This is a genomic window from Calothrix sp. CBUCES-K 9914 (assembly GCF_059640475.1).
The window spans coordinates 12912-29886 of record NZ_JBXXZH010000108.1 but is presented as its reverse complement, the minus strand read 5'-3'; the positions used below and the strand labels follow the sequence as shown (position 1 = coordinate 29886).

At 39.5% G+C, this 16975-nt stretch carries 14 protein-coding genes; 10 read left to right on the top strand and 4 right to left on the bottom strand.

All coding sequences use genetic code 11. From position 1 onward, the window contains the following. Positions 1 to 156: 156 nt before the first annotated feature. The 3 genes from upp to AC2JBO_RS22900 all read right to left on the bottom strand — a co-directional run bounded on the left by upp (position 157) and on the right by AC2JBO_RS22900 (position 3504). Positions 157 to 792 carry a uracil phosphoribosyltransferase gene (upp, locus tag AC2JBO_RS22910; protein WP_496955963.1) on the bottom strand — a complete coding sequence of 212 codons (636 nt, stop codon included), beginning with the start codon at positions 790 to 792 and terminating at the stop codon, positions 157 to 159. Positions 793 to 882: 90 nt separating this feature from the next. After that, complete coding sequence (locus AC2JBO_RS22905; RefSeq protein WP_496955962.1) at positions 883 to 2103, bottom strand: URC4/urg3 family protein; 1221 nt, start codon at positions 2101 to 2103, stop codon at positions 883 to 885. Between the two features lie 144 nt (positions 2104 to 2247). Next, complete coding sequence (locus AC2JBO_RS22900; protein WP_496955961.1) at positions 2248 to 3504, bottom strand: GTP cyclohydrolase II; 1257 nt, start codon at positions 3502 to 3504, stop codon at positions 2248 to 2250. A 270-nt stretch (positions 3505 to 3774) separates the two neighbouring features. Between AC2JBO_RS22900 and AC2JBO_RS22895 the strand changes: the two genes are divergently transcribed. Next, complete coding sequence (locus tag AC2JBO_RS22895; RefSeq protein WP_496955960.1) at positions 3775 to 4245, top strand: tetratricopeptide repeat protein; 471 nt, start codon at positions 3775 to 3777, stop codon at positions 4243 to 4245. After that, on the top strand, positions 4246 to 5334 hold the full coding sequence (locus AC2JBO_RS22890; RefSeq protein WP_496955959.1) for an ABC transporter substrate-binding protein: 1089 nt from the start codon (positions 4246 to 4248) through the stop codon (positions 5332 to 5334). Between the two features lie 81 nt (positions 5335 to 5415). On the opposite strand, the gene AC2JBO_RS22885 is transcribed toward AC2JBO_RS22890, so the two are convergent. Beyond that, positions 5416 to 7410 (bottom strand): protein kinase domain-containing protein, encoded by a 1995-nt coding sequence (locus AC2JBO_RS22885; RefSeq protein WP_496955958.1) that lies wholly within the window; start codon positions 7408 to 7410, stop codon positions 5416 to 5418. 203 nt (positions 7411 to 7613) lie between these two features. On the opposite strand from AC2JBO_RS22885, the gene AC2JBO_RS22880 reads away from it, so the two are divergent. The 8 genes from AC2JBO_RS22880 (at position 7614) to AC2JBO_RS22845 (ending at position 16974) form a co-directional block, all read left to right on the top strand. Continuing rightward, the gene (locus AC2JBO_RS22880) at positions 7614 to 8681 is read left to right on the top strand and encodes an ABC transporter substrate-binding protein (RefSeq protein ID WP_496955957.1); all 1068 of its coding nucleotides are present in this window, start codon (positions 7614 to 7616) and stop codon (positions 8679 to 8681) included. Positions 8682 to 8690: 9 nt separating this feature from the next. Continuing rightward, a complete protein-coding gene (locus AC2JBO_RS22875) occupies positions 8691 to 9443 on the top strand; it encodes an ABC transporter ATP-binding protein (RefSeq protein WP_496955956.1) in 753 nt (250 codons plus the stop codon). Next, on the top strand, positions 9427 to 10230 hold the full coding sequence (locus tag AC2JBO_RS22870; protein ID WP_496955955.1) for an ABC transporter permease: 804 nt from the start codon (positions 9427 to 9429) through the stop codon (positions 10228 to 10230). The genes AC2JBO_RS22875 and AC2JBO_RS22870 overlap by 17 nt, the downstream gene beginning before the upstream one ends. 321 nt (positions 10231 to 10551) lie before the next feature. Further along, the gene (locus tag AC2JBO_RS22865) at positions 10552 to 11904 is read left to right on the top strand and encodes an FAD-binding oxidoreductase (protein ID WP_496955954.1); all 1353 of its coding nucleotides are present in this window, start codon (positions 10552 to 10554) and stop codon (positions 11902 to 11904) included. A 666-nt stretch (positions 11905 to 12570) separates the two neighbouring features. Continuing rightward, positions 12571 to 13470: a WecB/TagA/CpsF family glycosyltransferase gene (locus AC2JBO_RS22860; protein ID WP_496955953.1), complete on the top strand. Its 900-nt coding sequence runs from the start codon at positions 12571 to 12573 to the stop codon at positions 13468 to 13470. 137 nt (positions 13471 to 13607) lie between these two features. Then, the gene (locus AC2JBO_RS22855) at positions 13608 to 14552 is read left to right on the top strand and encodes a glycosyltransferase family 2 protein (RefSeq protein WP_496955952.1); all 945 of its coding nucleotides are present in this window, start codon (positions 13608 to 13610) and stop codon (positions 14550 to 14552) included. A 46-nt stretch (positions 14553 to 14598) separates the two neighbouring features. Continuing rightward, positions 14599 to 15537, top strand: a complete 939-nt coding sequence (locus tag AC2JBO_RS22850; protein WP_496955951.1) for a glycosyltransferase family 2 protein — start codon at positions 14599 to 14601, stop codon at positions 15535 to 15537. A gap of 9 nt (positions 15538 to 15546) precedes the next feature. Then, entirely contained in the window at positions 15547 to 16974 is a 1428-nt protein-coding gene (locus AC2JBO_RS22845) for an oligosaccharide flippase family protein (protein WP_496955950.1), read from the top strand. Position 16975 lies beyond the last annotated feature (1 nt).

The window sequence follows — 16975 nt, the reverse complement described above, 5'->3', positions numbered from 1 at the left end:
CGTGAAAGCACTGTATTTGGCGTTACATTGCTTGATAGTAATAGCTTGATAGTAATAGCTTGATAGTACCCTACCCAATGCACGTTGGCGCCTCAAAATGCTTAAGTCAGTGAGATTCCACCCTACCATTTAAGATAAACCATCCGTTACATCCGTTTATCTAGTGCCGAATAATCTATCGCCAGCATCTCCTAAACCTGGTATAATATATCCTAGTTCATCCAGTCTTTCATCAATCGAAGCAGTATATATTGGCACATCTGGATGAATCGAGCAGAAATGTTCAAGTCCTTCTGGCGCCGCAAGCAAGCAAACAAATTTGATTGAAAGAGGATTTGTAGATTTTAGTCTTTCGACGGCAGCGATAGCGGAATTACCAGTCGCCAACATTGGGTCTACGATTAAAACATCGCGTTTATCGATATCTTGAGGAACTTTGAAGTAATATTCTACAGGGATTAAAGTTTTTGGGTCACGGTATAACCCAATATGTCCAACCCGTGCAGAAGGAATTAACTCTAACATCCCATCTAAAATACCCTGTCCCGCGCGCTGAATAGCCACTACAACCAGCTTTTTGTCTGGAGCGAGTACAGGAGCATTCATTTGAGCAATGGGTGTTTGAATTAATTCAGTTTTTAAAGGCAAGTCGCGCGTAACCTCATAAGCAAGTAACAAACTAATTTCTTTTAACAAAGTGCGAAACTTTGCAGTGCTTGTCTCTGCTCTTCGCATCAAAGTAAGTTTATGCTGAATTAGAGGATGACTTATGACTGTAACTTGATTTCCCATAAAAGTTAGAAGGTAGGGTGCGTGACGCTATAACAATTCTCAAACGAAGCTAATCATCAGGTGGCGTCACGCACCAAAACGAGTTAGCAATTAAAATACTGTACCATCACTCTTAATTTGAATAGGGGGAACACCATCAGGTCTTTTTTCGGCAGCTATTTTTCGTCCTGCCGTCCAAGTTCCACCTTGAAGAATTTTGACAAGTGGCAGTTCATTGGTACTCATACTTAATTTTTCCCTAATGCAAGCGGCAATTTCGTCTAAAAGTATTACCGTTAGCGCGCGCCATTCTACAATAACTTCAGAGTCAACCGAATGGGAAGTGTGTAATATATCAGGGTGTTTAGGAAGCAACAGTTCTAAATCAATACACAAACCCCCGTTGCGATATTCCGGTAAGCCAGTTAGTTCATCTAGACCAGTAATTTTGATACCAAGTTCTTGTAAAGGTTCGAGCAAAGAATAAGTAAGCCACTGCGATAATTTGTGGAAAGGCACTAACCCATCTGAGCTAACGTCAGGATGGCGCCACACATCTCCTAAGTTTACCCCTGCGATTTCCAGGCGCCCCGACCAAATTTCGCTTAAACTCGACAGTACTGTCTCAAAAACGGTTGTGGCTGTAAGTTGGTTGTGTGAAACTTTGCTAATTAGATAATTAACCAAATTTCCGGGACGAGGGTTTTCACCAAAGTATTGAGGTAGTGCGGTTAATATAGACCCTAATTTCTGTAACAATTGTAATCTTCCAGTTACACCAACCAGAGGGTTATTTGGACTGACTTGAAATCCTTGAGACAGTTCTGCTTCAGTAAATTCTTGTAATCTTTTTGCATCAACGCGCATGTTACTAGCTTGAGAGGGCGTTTTACTATTAGAGAAGGCGCCTTGATAAAACATCTGAAAACTAGCGACAGCAAGACCTTCGGAACGTTTAAAAACCATTTTAGTTCCAGGTTCACAATAGTACCAATCACTACCGGCACCAGCATCAAGTAATACACTAATAATTGCTAAATCAAATTTTGAAGACGCTTTCTCTTGTTTTGTAAGTTCAGCTAGTTGATTATCCAACTGTTGTAACCGCTCAACTCCACCTGCTGTTATATGGCGCCAGCGACTATGAAATGGTATTTGTAAATCAGGGTACTCTGAGCGTATAACATCAATAACATAATCAGCTGCGCGCGGGAGTTGTGACAAATCACAATCAAAATGACGTGAACTACCAGCAACCGCGCGGTTAAAAAGCTCTCCGCAGCGAGAACGAATAGCAGCAGGACTCCGTAAATATGTAACCAAATCATTCATCAGCTTTATCCTTTTATTAACCACGTAGGATAGGCATCTTGCCTGTCCGTCAAATACACACCTGTCCGTCAAATACACACCTGTCCGTCAAATACACACCTGTCCGTCAGATAAGAAGGACAGGCGGGACGCCTATCCTACGGGTTACTCTAATGAGCGTCCTTTGATTTCTGATAGTCCGGTATCATCTAAGACTTCGCCTGTTGTAAAATAACCAGCAGCTTTTTTGGCTTCGATTTCTACGCGCGCATCATTTGGGATCAAATCATCAGGAATTGGGACACGCTCAACAATTTCAATTCCTGACTGCGTGATAGCGTTGAATTTCATGTTGCTCATCGATATCATGCGGTCGATACGAGTTACACCCAACCAGTGTAAAACATCGGGCATCAATTCCTGAAAACGCATATCCTGTACACCTGCAACACACTCAGTACGGGCAAAATATGCTGAAGCTGTGTCACCACCTTCTTGTCGTTTACGCGCGTTATATACAAGGAATTTTGTAACCTCACCAAGCGCGCGTCCTTCTTTGCGACAGTAGATAATAATACCGGCGCCACCTTCTTGAGCAGTTTGGACGCACACCTCAATTCCATGTACCAAATATGGACGACAAGTACATATATCAGAACCAAACACGTCTGAACCGTTACATTCGTCATGTACACGAACTGCTACAGGTTTGTTTGGGTCGGTAATGGCGCCAATATCACCGACAATATAAACTGTTACCCCCCCAATTGGGGGTAAGAATACTTCTAAGTCAGGACGAGTTACTAATTCGGGAAACATTCCCCCCGTCTGCTCAAACAACGCGCGTCGTAAGTCACCTTCGGAAATATTGAAGCGTTTGGCAACTCCTGGTAAATACCAAACAGGTTCAATAGCTGCTTTAGTAACAACTAAATCACCACCTACCTTCATAATTTTGCCATCGATTTGCAATCGCCCACTTACAACTGCTTCTTGTAGTTCGGGCATATTGATGTGAGCTTTTGTAATAGCTATCGTTGGACGAATATCGTATCCTTGTTCATAATAAGATTTGAAAACTTCACCAACGATAGCTCCGAACGGGTCTATTGAAACGATTTTTAAGGGGTCAGCCCAACTTGGATGTGGTCCAATGTGTTCAACTGGGGAGGTATTCGTCAAGTCAGCACGATGGTCTGTTTGAAGGGCGCCACTTGCCACTGCCAAAGCGCGGTAAACAGCATAACCTCCCGAATGAGTACCAATTACATTGCGATGCGCTTGCTTTATAAGTGTAGCAATCACCGGACCCCGTTCCTTGGGAGACTCTTTACCCCAGTGAATGGGTATTGGCTTGGGACCAAAACTACTTGGGTGTGAAGTGAGAACAATATGCCTCGAAGAGTTATTCTGTTTGGGCATTTTTTTTACTTATGGGTTTTTAGTTAATTAAGATTTGTCTACAACAATAGTTTATTCTTGTTTTTGTCAATTTAAATGGTATGTTTAACCAATCATTATTGACGCTCAATGGGTGCCAAGTGTACTTAATCGTATAACTGAATACAAAAAAACATACACCGATTGCGTACTTTGCAATTAGAGCGAAAAATTAAGAGTCAGTAAAAAACTTACTTAAGACTCAATTTTGTGCGAAATTTGTGAAAAGACCTTCTTATCTACGTCAAATTCATGGATTCTTTATTTATCAGTTCATTACTTGAAGACTTAAAAAACCCCTCCGAGTCAGTCCGCGAACAGGCAACACAGAAGTTATGGCGCATTTGGTTCCAGCAAAAAGGAATTCATGGGTTAGAGATAATTGACCGTAGCCAAAAGCTGCTTGATGCTGGTAAAGTGGCAGAAGCTGAGTTGGTACTAAACGAATTAATTCTAAATCAACCTGATTTTGCTGAAGCTTGGAACCGTCGCGCGTTTCTTTATTACACTACTGGCAAATTCCAAAAATCGTTAATCGATTGTCAAAAAGTGATAGATTTGATCCCAGTACATTTCGGTGCCCTTCATGGTATGGGGTTATGCTACGCTGCTACTGGTGAGTATCAAAAAGCAATCCAAGCATTTCGACGCGCTTTAGAAATTCAGCCATTTTCGCTCATAAATCAAAAATTGATTTTAGAATGTTCAATGCGCCTAGGTTAAATGCCTGTTAAATATAAAATTCAAACACTCATTATGTGGGCATCAAGGTACATCCTTAAACGCCGTCAATTTATAAAGTATAGTTCACTGTTTTTAGCAAGTGGCATTTTACATGCTTGCGCTAATAACGTTAATCAGGCGCCGTCTTCCAATCAAGGCACGAAAAAACTTGATAAAGTAATCTTTGGTACAAACTGGTTAGCAGAAGCCGAACATGGGGGCTTTTACCAGGCAATTGCAACAGGAATATACAAAGATTACGGTTTGGATGTCACCATTAAGATGGGTGGTCCTCAAGTCGCTAGTGGTACTCAACTACTGCTAGGAGGCGCCGTAGATTTTTTCATGGGGCAAGGAGTCGATGCTATTAATGCCATAGCAGAAGGTATTCCAAAAATCACAGTAGCAGCAATTTTTCAAAAAGACCCACAGTGTTTGCTTGCTCATCCCAATACAGGAGTCAAAACTTTACCTGACCTTAAAGCCAGACCTATATATATAAGCACCTCTGGTAGCATCACGTATTGGCCTCTTCTCAAAGCCAGGTACGGATTTACTGACGACCAGAAGCGTCCTTATAACTTTAATCCCGCTCCATTTTTAGCTGACAAAACTTCAGCACAGCAAGGTTACATCACATCCGAACCATTTGCAATTGAAAAGCAGGGTGGCTTTAAACCATTAGTATTTTTATTGGCAGATTATGATTACACCGCTTACGCGACTACTATTGAAACCAAAAAAGAATTAGTACAAAATAATCCAGATTTAGTGCAGCGTTTTGTTGACGCTTCAATAAAAGGGTGGTACAGCTATCTACAAAACCCAGAACCAGGAAATAAACTAATCAAAAAAGATAATCCAGAAATGACCGACGAGCAAATCAAATATGGTTTACAAAAACTCAAAGAATACGGCGTAATAGTTTCTGACGATGCTGAAAAATTGGGAATTGGCGCCATGACAGCAGAGCGCTGGCAATCATTCTTTGACAAAATGGTCAAAGCCGGAGTCTTCAAACCCAACATTAATTACAAAGAAGCATTCACCCTGCAATTTGTCAACAAAGGCGTTCAAACATATAAATAGAACAAATACAGTAGGTTGAGTTCTTTTAGCCTCCACCCAACCTACAATTTATAAGCAATCTCTTATCCGTTACATCCGCTTCTAATTTGACTGCCATACTTTAATAGTATCGTCAGAGCTACCACTAACTAGTGTTTTTCCATCTTGACTTATTGCAAGCGATACTACTTGTTTATTATGGGCGCCTATCATATGCAATAATTGCCCTGTTTCCAAATTCCATAAACGGATTTCTCCATCTAAACCCCCACTTGCGATAGTTTTACCATCAGGACTAATTACAATAGACATTACTGAGTAGTTATGTCCTGTAATGGTTCTAATTAATTCTCCTGTATTTGCGTTCCATAACTTGATGCTTTTGTCAAGGCTGCCACTAGCAACAATTTGATTATTAGAACTAACTGCAACACAAGTTACCCAACCTGTATGTCCAACAAGGGTTTTTAATGGTTGACCACTGTTAATATTCCATAAGCGCACAGTTTTATCAGTACTACCACTTACAAGCGTTTGCCCATCAGGACTTATCGCTACTGCCAAAACAGGTAATGAGTGCCCATACAAAGTTCGTAACCGCTGACCTGTGGCAAAATTCCATAATCTAACTGTTTTATCGGTACTGCCTGTAGCAAGAATTTGTGAATCTTTGCTTATGGCTATAGCATTATTCCAAGCAACGTAACCATCTGTTTTCAAACTACGAATTTGCTGACCAGTACTAACACTCCACTGTTTGATAGTTTCATCCAAACTACCGCTAACAATCTGCTGTCCATCAGGACTCATTATCACTGATAGCACTGGTTGTGTATGTCCGTAAACAGTGCGTGTTAATTTACCTGTTTGTAAATTCCATAATTTTACCGTTTGGTCGTGACTACTACTAGCAATAGTTTGACCATCAGGAGATATTGCCACAGATGCTACTGCTTCCGAGTGCCCAGTAAAAGTATTTGCTAAAGATAGATTTTCTGCCCATTTTTCTGTTGGATTTGAAAATAACAATGAGAAAGCATCAATATTAAATAATCTCGGCGCCACAAAGAGCATTAATAAAGCAGCAACAGCTATACCAATAATTCCCGCTTTCCTTCGAGATACGTTGAAGTTACTAAAATTTAGCTTATGTAAATTACTTTTATGTCTATTGCTTCGGCGCCGAGTACCAGGCTTTTGTCGCAAATCTTTTTCCACTCCTGCAAGACGCTGTAATATTTCTTGAGTATTTTGAGGACGTTGACTGGGTGAACGTCGCATCAAATCATCAATCAAAGTTGCAAAAAGCGGTAAGATGTCGGGTGCAAAATTGCGCCAACGAACTTCATCCGAATTTGGGTCATATATATCTGTATCTGTTGGAAGTCTACCTGTAAGCAAAAATACAAATGTACGCCCTAACGCAAAAAAATCGGATGTTAGTACAGCTTGCCCATTTAGTTGTTCTGGTGGTGTGAAACCTGGAGAATGAATACCTGTTACCTGCCCAGCAGCTTGTTTTTGCATATAAGTAGAAGTGACTTCGCGCGCGGCGCCAAAGTCGATTAATACTAGTTGCCCATCTCCAGTGAGCATAACATTAGAGGGTTTAATATCTCGATGGAAAAAATTCTGGCTATGTACTTGCCTCAAAATATCAGATAGTTGTTTAAGCCATTCGAGTGCTAACTCTTGGTTAATTGGTCGATATTGACGTTGCGACACATACTGTTCAAGGTTCAACCCCTCAATTTTTTCCATCACCAAGCAGTGCAAAGGTTCATGGACGTTATGGGGGAAAAAAGTAAAGTACCCATCTCCTCTCGGAACCCCTGGATGGTCTAACTTACTCAAAACTTCTGCTTCTTGCTGAAATAGCGATACAGCTTTGGGATAATTGTGCAGTAAAACCTTCAAAACCTTCTTGCTACCATCTCGTTCTAGCACTTCATAAGTTTTACCAAACCCTCCACCCCCCAAAATTCCAATTACTCGATAACGTCCTTCGAGTAGTAGTTCTGAACCACAACTCTGGCAAAATAACATGCTGCCAGTGTTTTGAGGCTTTAAACAGTGGGGGTTAATGCAGAAGCTCATACAAGTCTAAAATGTTACTTTAAATTTAAGAAGGTAGATATTATGTAAGGATTATCGCTCAACTGCACCGTTAATGATATAGAAAAAATCTATATCTATATAGATATACTTCAGACTTCATAGAAGTTATGCAATAGTAATAAAAAATAACTAATGATGAGCTTAAACTACAATATAGGTCTCCAAGGGAGGTTTTGCGTGATATGAGTAGGGCTACTAGTCGGCGCCGTTTTCTAAAATCGCTCTCGTTTGGTTCAATGGCGTTAGGCGCCGGAATGTTAACTAATTGTGCGAGTAATTCCAAAACCACATCAACGAATATAGCAGCGAATCCAAAAACCAAAGACGGACTCGATAAAGTCATATTTGGTCTTAGTTGGGTAGCGGAAGCTGAATATGGTGGTTTTTATCAAGCTTTAGCAACAAATATTTACCGTGACTATGGGCTGGATGTCACCATCAAACCAGGTGGCCCGCGTGGGAACTATAATTTATTATTGATGGGAGGAGCTATCGATTTGACGATGGCACACAGTGGCGAAGCGCTAAACGCTGCTAAAGATGATGTCCCAAAGGTTACAGTCGCCGCTATATTTCAAAGAGACCCACAAGTATTAATAGCACACCCAGGTACGGGTAACGATTCTTTAGAAAAGCTCAAAGGTAAACCAATATTGGTAGGCGCCTCAGCAGATGCAAACTACTGGCCCTTTCTCAAAGCTAAATTCGGCTTTACTGACGACCAAAAGCGTCCATATAATTTTGATATTCAACCTTTTTTAAAAGACAAAACTATAATTCAGCAAGGCATTGTCACCGCTGAACCATTCGATATTAAAAAAAAAGGTGGATTTGAGCCAGTTGTAATGTTACTAGCCGATTACGGTTATAATCCTTATAACTTTACAATTGAAACTACAAAAAAACTCGCAGAAAAAAATCCAGATTTAGTACAAAGATTTGTAGATGCTTCAATCAAAGGATGGTATAGCTATTTGAATGAACCAATACCTGGTAATAAACTCATTAAACAAGCTAATCGTGATATGACTGATGAACAAATTAGCTTTAGTATTCAAAAAATGAAAGATAGTGGTTTAGTTACAGGAGGAGATGCTCAAAATTTAGGCATCGGCGCCATGACAACAGAACGCTGGCAATCCTTCTTTAATAACATGGTACAAGCAGGCGTTTTTGATGCTAGTCTTAACTACAAAGATGCTTTCACATTACAATTTGTTAACAAAGGTGTTAATTTCTATAAATCCTAAATTTCACCCATGATAGAACATCCTGATATAATTCTAAATGATGTTAGTAAAGTATATGCCAATGGTACTGTTGCTTTAGAAAATTTAAAATTAGTTATTCAACAGTCACAATTTGTTAGCTTGATTGGCGCCTCTGGTTGTGGTAAAAGTACAGTATTACGTATCATCGCTGGACTTGGTAGTCCTAGTTCTGGTAGCATTGAGTTAAATCTAAAAGAGCGAAAACTGGCTTTTGTGTTTCAAGATGCTGCTTTGATGCCTTGGGCAAATGTCAGCGAAAATGTATATTTACCGCTAAAATTAGCAGGAGTCGCAAAAAAGGATGCACTGCTACAAGTTAAGCAAGCTATTGCAAGAGTAGGGTTAGAAGGGTTTGAAAATAACTACCCTCGTCAGTTATCTGGTGGAATGAAGATGCGAGTATCGATAGCCAGAGCGCTCGTGCAAAAACCTGGTATATTATTAATGGATGAACCATTTGGCGCCTTGGATGAGATAACTCGCAGCAAGCTGAACACTGAATTACTTGATTTATGGCATCAACATCGCTGGACAGTAGTTTTTGTCACACATAATATCTATGAAGCTGTATATTTATCAAATCGTGTATTGGTAATGGGTAATAGTCCCGGTCGTGTAGTTGCGGATATTAATATAGATACACCCTACCCGCGTGGTGAAGCTTTTAGAACTTCTGTAGAATATAACGAATATTGTCGCCGAATTAGCCAACATCTCCAGAAAAATGACAAAACTACTTAAAAAAATTCTAACTGCTGATGTACTGGCGCCTATAATTGTAGGTATTTTAGTATTAATTTTATGGGATGTATTAGTAAAGGTAACAAATACACCGCCGTACATTCTTCCTAGTCCTGTATTAGTATTGAAAACCTTGATTAGTGACTGGAATGAGCTTTTTCCATCCTTATTAATAACACTTCAAATCACTATAGCTGCCTTTATCGCTGCGGCAATATCTGGTTTACTAATAGCAGTACTATTTACTCAAAGCAAGTGGATTGAAAGAAGTTTATTTCCTTACGCTGTCATTCTTCAAACTACACCTATTGTAGCTATTGCACCGTTAATAATTCTTTGGTTCAAAAATAATACTTTTGCTGCATTAGTAGTCTGTGCTTGGATTGTTGCATTTTTCCCAATTGTATCGAATACTACGCTCGGTTTGAAAAGTGCTGATAAGAATTTAATTAATTTATTCCAACTATATAAAGCTTCCCCTTGGCAAACTTTAATATATCTGCGTTTACCCAGTGCAATGCCTTACTTTTTAGGTAGTTTAAAAATTAGTGGTGGACTATCGCTAATAGGCGCCGTTGTGGCAGAATTTGTTGCAGGAACAGGTGGGCAACAGTCAGGTATAGCATATAGGATTCTGATTTCTAGCTACAATCTTCAGATACCGCGTATGTTTGCAGCGTTGTTGTTAACCACAGGTTTGGGAGTTTTGATATTTGTGAGTTTGAGTTTTGTTTCTGACTCTATATTGAGTAAGTGGCATGAAAGTGCTGTAAAACACGAAAATTAATCTAACAGAAGCGAAGTAGAAAATTTAATATCTCAATATCTTTTCACGTACAAGCCGATGTATCAACCAATATTTTACACTGAGTTAATATAATTACTAAATCAATTGTAATATTTTTTATACAAGTAAATTATTATCCTATTAATAATAAGCCGTGGTTATGTGCTTCAAGAGCAGGATAAGACGCATGAAGTAAATGTAAGAAGTGTAAACAACATTACGGTCATGGTACTTATCTGTTTATATTTGACTACGTAAACAGGAACTGTTGCGACTGAATAGAAATACAATACGATATCAAGTTAAGAACGTACCTTATATATGACAGCATCCGCAAAAGCATTCAATGTAGGCGCCTTTACTGCATCAATAGCGGGCATCGAAGTGATCACCGAACCGTCACAGCTTGCGAAGTTATCTCAGGATTACCATACCTTCAGCCCAGTTCTCACGGCATTACTAGAAGGTAAAATAGCTGATATAGTAGTACGTCCTGCAAACCAAGATGAAGTAGTACAAGTAGCAGCAGCCTGTGCTAAACATAAAATACCTATCACAGTAAGGGGAGCAGGTACAGGAAATTACGGTCAATGTGTACCTTTATATGGTGGTATTATCTTAGATATGACGCTCCTGCAGTCCATTTGCTGGGTAAAACCTGGAGTCGCGCGTACACAAGCAGGTGTTAAGCTTGCTGCACTCGATAAAAAAGCGCGTGAAATTGGCTGGGAAATGCGAATGGCGCCTTCAACGTACCGCACTGCTACAATAGGTGGATTTATTGCGGGTGGTAGCGGTGGAATTGGTTCGATTCAATATGGGTTAATGGCAGATAAGGGAAATTTGTTAGGTTTGCAAGTTGTAACGCTTGAAGATGAACCGCGAGTTATCGAGTTGCGTGCGGAAGACGTACAAAAAGCAAATCATGCATGGGGCATTAATGGTATTATTACCGAAGTGGAAATTCCATTGGGTCCTGCTTATCCTTGGGCAGAAGTAATAGTCACCTTTGACGAGTTTATGCCAGCAGTCAGATTTGGAAGAGCTCTGGCAGACAGTGATGGCATGATAAAAAAAGAAATTGGTGTGTTTGCGGCGCCTATTCCTCAATATTTTACTGCTCTACGTCAATACATACCCGATGGTAAACATGCTGCACTATTAATAGTTGCTGAATCTAGTTTAGAACTATTACCAGGATTAATACAGGAATTTAACGGTGAGGTTACTTATTCTAAATCAGCTATTGATGCAGGAAAAGGCGCCCAACTAGCTGAGTACACTTGGAACCATACAACTTTACACGCGCGTACCAGTGATACTTCGATAACATACCTACAAAGTATCTTTCCCAGCGATAATCTAAAAACCATAGAACATATGTATAATCATTTTGGCGCCGAAGTGATGATGCATTTAGAATTTATTCGTTTTAAAGGTGGCATTGCAAACCCCGCTTTGCAACTAGTACGCTACACAACCGAAGAACGATTAAACGAAATAATTCGCTACCACGAGCAACATGGAGTATTTATTGCTAACCCCCACAGCTATTTTATAGAAGATGGTTGGAGGCGAGCAATTGACCCCGAACACCTAAAATTTAAGCAAATGGTTGACCCTTACGGATTAATGAACCCAGGTAAAAGTAAAGTACTACCTTTTAATTCCTGAAAAACATAGTCTCTTCTTGTGGAATGGGCATCCTTGCCTGTTCCAACCATAGGGCGGGCGCCTGTTGCCCACCCCACAAGAAATTTTTTTATTTATAGTGGTTTGTGTTTCTTAGGAGTTACAGCATGGTAGGGTGTGTGACGCTACGAAAAAATTCCACTCAATATGAAGAGACTTGTGGTGTCACGCACCGGCACTCTGGATGGTGCGGAGGTCGCACATGATTTTTCGTTTTATTGAAGACCGTAATAGCTTTGACGCACCCTACACCCCAAATTTAATGACACAGACCAATAGTTTCTTTATCTAATTTTGCCTTGTGACAATTTATATTGTGTCATATTGCATTACATTATTTTACATTTTTTCATGTCATGCCATATTCTTTTATGTCATGCCAATTACTAATAAACATCTTCCAATAAAAGCTTAGTCAAAGCAGTTAAATATCTACCCTAGAAAGTACCTAGTAAGTAAAACTACTAACTAAAAAGATAGAGGAATTGATTTTTGGTTTGTGCGTTTTTTATAATTTCCTACCTCTGTATAAAAATTACATCAAGAGAATTGAAAAAGGTGGACGTTATACTGATTCGTAAAATATCACTGAAGAATCAAAGTAAAAAGTTCTCCGTGAATACTAGGGACTAACTGAAAATTATGGCTATGATGTCAACCACCAATAAGTTACAAGCTCTACCTAATCTGAACGTATATTTACTAGAACGTCGCATTACTTGCATGACTGTACCATCAATAGTTGATGCAATTTACACAGCATGTATGGAGAAAAGAAAAATTACTGTGGCGAATTACAATGTACATGGTTTTAATTTATCGATGCAGTTACCTTGGTTTTATCAGTTTCTGCAAAGTTCAGAGATTGTTAACTGCGATAGCGTTGGTATTCTAAAAGCGATTAGTTACATGGGTTATGAATTACCTTTAGATTACAGAGCATCTTATACAGACATGATGCCTCAAGTTTTAGAAAAATGTAATCAAGCTGGTCTGCGTGTGTTTCTTGTTGGCGCCAAGCCAGAGTACTTAGAAGCAGCTTTAGAAAGTTTGAGAAAACAGTATCCGAACGCTTGCTTTGCGGGACATCACGGATACTTTGATAAAGAAGACCCACACCAGAATCAAGCTGTCATCAACAAAATCAACGAGTTCAAGCCTAATATTCTTTTAGTTGGTATGGGAATGCCCGTTCAAGAAAAATGGGTTTATACTCATCGTAGTCGCTTGAATGTGAATGCAATTATGCTGGGAGGTGCAATTATCGATAGACTGGCTGGTGTTGTTCCAGACTGTCCAAATGCTATTGCCAATATTGGTTTAGAATGGTTATATCGTTGGTTCCGCGAACCAAAACGCTTGGCAGCACGCTATTTCATTGGTAATCCAGCTTTTGCACTTCAAATCACTCTAGGTAAGCTCTACGCACCTCTGCGCGTTCAACAAATGCAACCAGGCGCCTACTTTAATATCGAGCGTGAAACTCAACTCAGTGATTTCTATATTTCCTCTAATAATCAAAAGCAAGAAGTTCCTGCAACTGTCTAAGAAGATACATAAGCTTCACCAAAAATCTATACATTTCATATCGCTTTTTACATTAGCTGTGCCATAACAGTAGATAGCTGACGTAAACCATTATTTCTCTTACTTTGAATACGAATCTTTTTCAACAAAGAAAAGATATGAACCCAATTGTTAGTGTCGTCATACCAACAAGAAACAGACCGAACCTCGTGCAAAGAGCAGTAAGAAGCGCTTTAGCACAAACATTACAAAAAATAGAAGTAATTGTTGTAATTGATGGGAAAGATGAGTTGACGGACAATGCACTCACGCAAATAAACGACGCGCGACTCAAAGTTATTACATTACCCATTAACCAAGGAAGCTGTGCGGCTCGTGATTTAGGAGTGGAGCTAGCTTCGTCAGATTGGATTGCATTTCTGGACGACGATGACGAATGGATGCCACAAAAGTTAGAGTTGCAGTTAGCAGCAGCTAAAGCTTCTAAATATAAATATCCGATTGTTTCATCTTGCCTAATTGCTCAACATAGTAATGTTCATTCAGTTTATCCAAGAAGAGTACCCGGTACAGAACCACTGAGCGAGTATCTATTTGTCCGTAATACTTTATTTCAAGGAGAGGGACTTCTCCAAACTTCTACGCTGTTTATACCTAAAGAGTTACTACAGAAGTTACCATTTTCTGTCTGTAAGAATATTCATGATGATTGGGAATGGTTATTACGCGCGATTACGATAGAATCTGTAGGTATTGAGTTTGTAGAACAAACGCTTGCAATTTGGCATCTTGAAGATGCTGCACCAAGTTTAAGTAGAAATTACAACTGGCGATTATCGCTTTTATGGCTTCAAACTAATCGCAATTTGTTTACACCGCGCGCTTATTCTTCTTTTATTTTAGCAGAAGTCAGTTCCAGAGCAGCTTTTAATCGAGATTGGCAAGCGTTCATACCTTTGTTAATTGAAGCAGTTAAATTTGGAAAGCCAAAACCCAAAGATATTTGTTTATGTTTTGGTATGTGGCTGTTGTCTCCACCAATACGCAGCTTTTTACGGAATCTACTGACAAAGAGACAAATATTATCACCCGCCGTAGGTTAGGTGTCTCGCCTGACCGTAGCAAGTTCAAGGAGTACAAATTTTATCTATGGTTGTCACCCCTAAAGTCAGTGTCATTGTGCCTGCTTACAATGTTAGTAACTATATTGAACAGACCTTATTTTCCTTAGAGCAGCAATCTTTTTTAGAATTTGAAGTTCTAATTGTTGACGACGGTTCTACTGACAATACACCAGATGTTGTCAAATCGTTTTGTGAACGTGATAATCGCTTTCATTTGTTGCAGAAACCAAACGGTGGTTTATCATCCGCGCGCAATTATGGTATTCAAAGAGCGCATGCACCTTATATAGCTTTATTAGATGGTGATGATGTTTACCACAAAAACAAGCTAGCGAATCATGTCGCAATACTAGATAGGCATCCTCAAGTTGGAGTTGTTTACAGTGCGTCTAGAGCTATTCGTGATGATGGGCACCCAACTTTTATTAGTTTAAGCGGCAAACCAATCTACTCAGACCCACTCAAAGCTTTACTGTGTAAAAACTTTGTTGGTCACGGTTCAAACGCTGTGTTCCGGCGCCATTTAGTTGATGAAGTTGGTGGATTTAATGAGAATCTACGCAGTTCTGAAGATATTGACTTTTGGCTACGAATTGCGGTTACACGAAACTGGTCTTTTTACCGCGAGCCTAGAATTTTATCTTATTACCGCGTTCGTCCTTCTGGACTTTCTTTCAACGTTGCACAAATGCAGCATTGCAATGAGCAAGTAATTCAGGCTGCTTATAAACGTTCACCTGAATTAGTAGAACCAATGTTAGCTAATGCTTATGCGTATATGTATCGTCTCTTGGCTCGTTTATGCCTTCAAGGTGGTGATACTGTAAAAGCAAATCATTTTATTGATAAGGCTTTAGCATCTGACAGTTCTATTTTTTACCGTGACCCCCGCTCACTACTGACTTTATTATCAGTACGTTTGGCGCCACTGACAAAATTTGCAATTGCACAAACACTTAATTAATCGTCCCTCATGAATAACAGCTTACTAAAGAATGGTTTCTGGTCAACTTATGGAGCAATTGTAACTCGCATACTCGCGATGTTAAGCAACTTGCTACTGGCAAAGTTACTATTACCATCGGAATTTGGGGTTATTGGTATAGCCTATATCTTTTGGTCTTTTGTCAATTTATTTACCCAAAATACAGCTGGTGACTTCATCGTCTGCAAAGGGATTGAGGATAAACGTTATTTAAATACAACTTATACACTCAGTGTTTGGATTGGTTTAGCTTTAGCTTTAGGATTGGCAGCAGTATCACCACTGGTCGCGCAGTTCTTTAATGTCCCAAATTTGGTATGGATATTGATGGTGTTTGCCGTCAATTTGCTGCTATCGTTTGTACAATCGGTTTATGGTGGTGTACTGCTACGACGAATGCAGTACAAGGAACTAGCGAATATTAACTGCGTTACCTCGTTAATTCGAGTCTTCTGTACTGTTGGAAGTGCATTATTAGGGTTTAGCTATTGGTCATTCGTGATTGGAGATGCAGCTTTCTGGGTTGCCGGGTTTATTTTACTACGCCAACACGCGAAAATTAATTTAAGCTTTCAGATAGATTCTGAAGTCAAACAAGAAGTTTTATCTTTTTATATCGGCGCCGTTAGCTCTGGTTTAGGATATTTTGTGAATGCTAACGCGGACAATTTTGTAGTGGGCAAGCTACTGGGTGAGACAAGTTTGGGTTTTTACAGCTTTGCCTATCAACTATCGATGGCTGTAACCACGATACTAACTCAAGCAATTGCTCAAATTAGTATATCTGTATATTCTCAGTTGCCAGATGATAAACAGCAAGAGAATGCTTTAGCCAAAACAGTTGAAGAAATAGCTTTTCTCGCGGCGCCATTATATGCTTTGTTTTTTATAATCGTTGATGAGCATACAATTTCTTGGATATTTGGCGCCAAGTGGTTGCCTGCTGTAGGAGTAATGCCGGGATTACTGTTTTTTGCTTATTTCCGGTTGTTAAATGGACCACTCACAACAATGTTATACGCCAAAGGTTATGCAGGTACGAATGCGAAAGCTAATTTAGTTATCGCTCCTATCGCAGTACTAAGCTTTATTATTGGCGCCACACATAAAGATATTTTGGGAGTGAGCATTGCTGTTGCCATTACCCTAGGGATTGTTTGGACGGTTTATTTATGGTGGTCTGCTTGCCGTCAGTTGAAATGGCCGATGATGAAGTTTTTGGTGCCTTCAATTAAATCTGTCAGTATGACACTTATTACAATCTTAGTAGCTTTAAAGTTCAGCGACTCACTACAGCCATTTGTATTTCTTTGCATTTACTTAATACTTACGCGCTGTTTTGCTGAACAAATCTTTACTAAATACCTCTACCAATTTAATAATATTGCGAATAAACTGGTAGAATATCGCAGGTAAG

What these genes read in the sequence shown, in the direction of transcription:
- upp (WP_496955963.1), bottom strand. Translation starts at nt 792, where the DNA reads ATGGGAAATCAAGTTACAGTCATAAGTCATCCTCTAATTCAGCATAAA.
- AC2JBO_RS22905 (WP_496955962.1), bottom strand. Translation starts at nt 2,103, where the DNA reads ATGAATGATTTGGTTACATATTTACGGAGTCCTGCTGCTATTCGTTCT.
- AC2JBO_RS22900 (WP_496955961.1), bottom strand. Translation starts at nt 3,504, where the DNA reads ATGCCCAAACAGAATAACTCTTCGAGGCATATTGTTCTCACTTCACAC.
- AC2JBO_RS22895 (WP_496955960.1), top strand. Translation starts at nt 3,775, where the DNA reads ATGGATTCTTTATTTATCAGTTCATTACTTGAAGACTTAAAAAACCCC.
- AC2JBO_RS22890 (WP_496955959.1), top strand. Translation starts at nt 4,246, where the DNA reads ATGCCTGTTAAATATAAAATTCAAACACTCATTATGTGGGCATCAAGG.
- AC2JBO_RS22885 (WP_496955958.1), bottom strand. Translation starts at nt 7,410, where the DNA reads ATGAGCTTCTGCATTAACCCCCACTGTTTAAAGCCTCAAAACACTGGC.
- AC2JBO_RS22880 (WP_496955957.1), top strand. Translation starts at nt 7,614, where the DNA reads ATGAGTAGGGCTACTAGTCGGCGCCGTTTTCTAAAATCGCTCTCGTTT.
- AC2JBO_RS22875 (WP_496955956.1), top strand. Translation starts at nt 8,691, where the DNA reads ATGATAGAACATCCTGATATAATTCTAAATGATGTTAGTAAAGTATAT.
- AC2JBO_RS22870 (WP_496955955.1), top strand. Translation starts at nt 9,427, where the DNA reads ATGACAAAACTACTTAAAAAAATTCTAACTGCTGATGTACTGGCGCCT.
- AC2JBO_RS22865 (WP_496955954.1), top strand. Translation starts at nt 10,552, where the DNA reads ATGACAGCATCCGCAAAAGCATTCAATGTAGGCGCCTTTACTGCATCA.
- AC2JBO_RS22860 (WP_496955953.1), top strand. Translation starts at nt 12,571, where the DNA reads ATGATGTCAACCACCAATAAGTTACAAGCTCTACCTAATCTGAACGTA.
- AC2JBO_RS22855 (WP_496955952.1), top strand. Translation starts at nt 13,608, where the DNA reads ATGAACCCAATTGTTAGTGTCGTCATACCAACAAGAAACAGACCGAAC.
- AC2JBO_RS22850 (WP_496955951.1), top strand. Translation starts at nt 14,599, where the DNA reads ATGGTTGTCACCCCTAAAGTCAGTGTCATTGTGCCTGCTTACAATGTT.
- AC2JBO_RS22845 (WP_496955950.1), top strand. Translation starts at nt 15,547, where the DNA reads ATGAATAACAGCTTACTAAAGAATGGTTTCTGGTCAACTTATGGAGCA.